Annotated in this window: 2 protein-coding genes; both read right to left on the bottom strand. The window is 39.0% G+C overall.

Annotated elements, in window-relative coordinates; genetic code table 11:
• Positions 1–129: 129 nt before the first annotated feature.
• Complete coding sequence (locus tag QZU45_RS11995; RefSeq protein WP_295355610.1) at positions 130–897, bottom strand: sugar phosphate nucleotidyltransferase; 768 nt, start codon at positions 895–897, stop codon at positions 130–132.
• 44 nt (positions 898–941) lie between these two features.
• Positions 942–2,498 (bottom strand): RNase adapter RapZ, encoded by a 1,557-nt coding sequence (locus QZU45_RS11990; protein ID WP_295355608.1) that lies wholly within the window; start codon positions 2,496–2,498, stop codon positions 942–944.
• Between the last annotated feature and the right edge of the window lie 264 nt (positions 2,499–2,762).

The following is a 2,762-nucleotide window of genomic DNA, read 5'->3' as shown; positions in this document are numbered from 1 at the left end:
TCGAGCTCACGCACACGACGACCAATCAACTGAGTGGTCTGTGAACCGAAATCGAGGATAATAATCTTCTGTTGCATCTTGTTATTTTTTTATAATAAAGTCCTTGTTATCTTTTTTTCATTCATCATGCTACACCAACGACTTCAAAAAATCTTCGGCTTCAGCCAATGTTTCTTGCTTTCCCACATCCATGAGTTTCAGGTCTTCTTTTACCACACCTTGAATTCTCACCTTATCACAATTCTGCACATAGAATCCTATTATTGGGAAACGGTCTGGATAGTTATCCATCAAAGAAAAAAGTGAAGGAGAAAAACTATGTATACCCGAAAAAGCATACAGTTTATAATTTGCTGTTACGAGTTGAGAGTCAACAGCCTGAAATCCATTTTTCAGTTCTTCTTTCACCTCAGCGAAAGGACTCTTCACCTCACCTGTTTCAATATTTGTCCACCCCACCAAGCGCATATCGTTATTAAAAACAAGATAACGCTTGGTTTTTCTCCAGCTCACCAACAAAGAAGCGGCAGCATCAGAATGTAGATCATAGAAACGGGCAAGATTCACATTGCTTAATATATCAACATTATGAATCAAAATAGGCTGACCCTTATCAAACAAAGGAGCAGCCTTCTTAATGCCGCCACCAGTTTCGAGAAGTCCGTCACTCTCGTCGCTGATGCGTATGTCTAAACCAAAATTATTGTTTTCCTTGAGATAGTCGAGAATCATCTGCGAAAAATGATGCACATTGATGACGATTCTCTCTATACCAGCACATTGCAGCTGATGAATAACTCGCTTTAACAGCGGCTCATCCCCTACTCTTACCAATGCTTTAGGCATGTGATCAGTAAGAGGCTTCAATCGGGTTCCTAAACCCGCTGCGAAGATCATTGCTTGTTTCATTGCTGCAAAGGTAATACTTTATTTTCAAAAAACTATCTTTCTGAAGAATCTTTTGCCTTTAGTATTTGATGCACCCCCTGTTCTCTATGTGTTATCTCTACCTCAATACCATACTTCTCGTGAATATGCTCTGCCAAATGCTGAGCACTATAAACAGAACGATGCTGACCTCCTGTACATCCAAAACAGAACATAAGGTTTGTAAATCCACGCTGCATATAGCGTTCTACATGATGTTCAGCCAACTGATATACCGGCTTCAGGAATTCTAATATCTCACCATCATCTTCCAAGAAACGAATAACCGGTTCATCTAAGCCCGTAATCTTCTTATATGGTTCATAACGACCTGGGTTGTGGGTAGAACGACAGTCAAACACATATCCACCACCATTACCTGATGGGTCTTCAGGAATACCTTTCTTAAACGAAAAACTCCACACACGAACAACAAGCGGACCCTTACCATCATATTTAGAGAAAGTAGCAGGACCATCCAAAGGATTTGCCTGATATACAGGATTATCGGTAATCTTATATCCATCCTCACGTTCCTTCACAGGCTCTGGCTTTTCAGCAAACTGAGGCAGTTCGGTAAGACGCTTCAACATATCCATAAGATAAGGATAAGGGAATACGTCAGCACCTAATTTTATTAGCCTCCTCAGATTATGCATAGCAGGAGGAATACTGTCAAGGAAATGCTTCTTTCTTTCAAAATATCCACGGAAGCCATATGCACCAAGCACCTGAAGAGTGCGAAAAAGCACAAACAGGTTCAGTCGCTTCATGAAATAGTTTTCTGATGGTACCTCTGTATAATTCTTCAGAGAAGAATAATATTCAGTTATCAGCTCCTGACGTAATTCGTCATTATATTTTGCAGAGGCTTGCCACAAAAATGAGGCAATATCATAATAAAACGGACCTTTTCTTCCTCCTTGAAAGTCAATAAAGTACGGATTACCGTTTTCGTCTAACATTATGTTGCGCGCCTGAAAATCACGATACATAAAACTATCACATGTATCAGAAGTAAGATCTTTGGCAAGCATACGAAAGTTTGCTTCAAGCTTCAACTCATGAAAATCAAGTCCAGTAGCCTTAAGGAAACAATACTTAAAATAGTTAAGATCAAAGAGTACACCCTCCTCATCAAACTCTGGCTGCGGGTAACACACTTTCCAATCCATACCACGAGCACCACGCATCTGAATATTAGGCAACTCACGTATAGTATTGATAAGCAATTGTTTCTCCTCCTGATTATATCTTCCGCCGGCCTCTCTACCACCTTTGATTGCATCAAAGAGCGACACTTTTCCAAGGTCTGTCTGCAGATATCTCAGTTCATCTCTACTCACAGCAAGAATCTCAGGTACAGGCAACTGACGTTGCACAAAATGCTTTGCAAGAGTAATAAAAGCATGGTCTTCGTCTCTACTTGTACCAATAACACCAATAACGGTAGTGCCATCAGCAGCAGTAAAACGATAGTACTCACGATTACTACCAGCACCAGGAAGTTTCTCTACATTAGCAGGTTCTGCACCCGCCCATTTTTTATATAATTCTTTTAACTGTTTCACAATAATCTTTCGTATATAATGAAGAACTAAATTATGAGCATTTACAGCTCATCATCCTTTCATGTTGACAAAGGTAATAAAAGTTATTGAATATTGAAAATCGGGAAATAAATAATTTATAATCTGCAAAGCAAACTGATTTACTGATTAACTGATTTACTGATACAAAAAAAAATCAGGTGTCTCACGACGCCCGATTTTCAAAAAACAAACTACTTAAAAACTAATCTACTAAAACAAATCAAAAAAATATCTTTGTCGGAT

Origin of the sequence: uncultured Succinivibrio sp. (assembly GCF_902756765.1) — a bacterium.
Taxonomy (GTDB): Bacteria; Pseudomonadota; Gammaproteobacteria; order Enterobacterales; family Succinivibrionaceae; genus Succinivibrio.
This window is presented reverse-complemented; position numbering and strand designations above follow the sequence as displayed.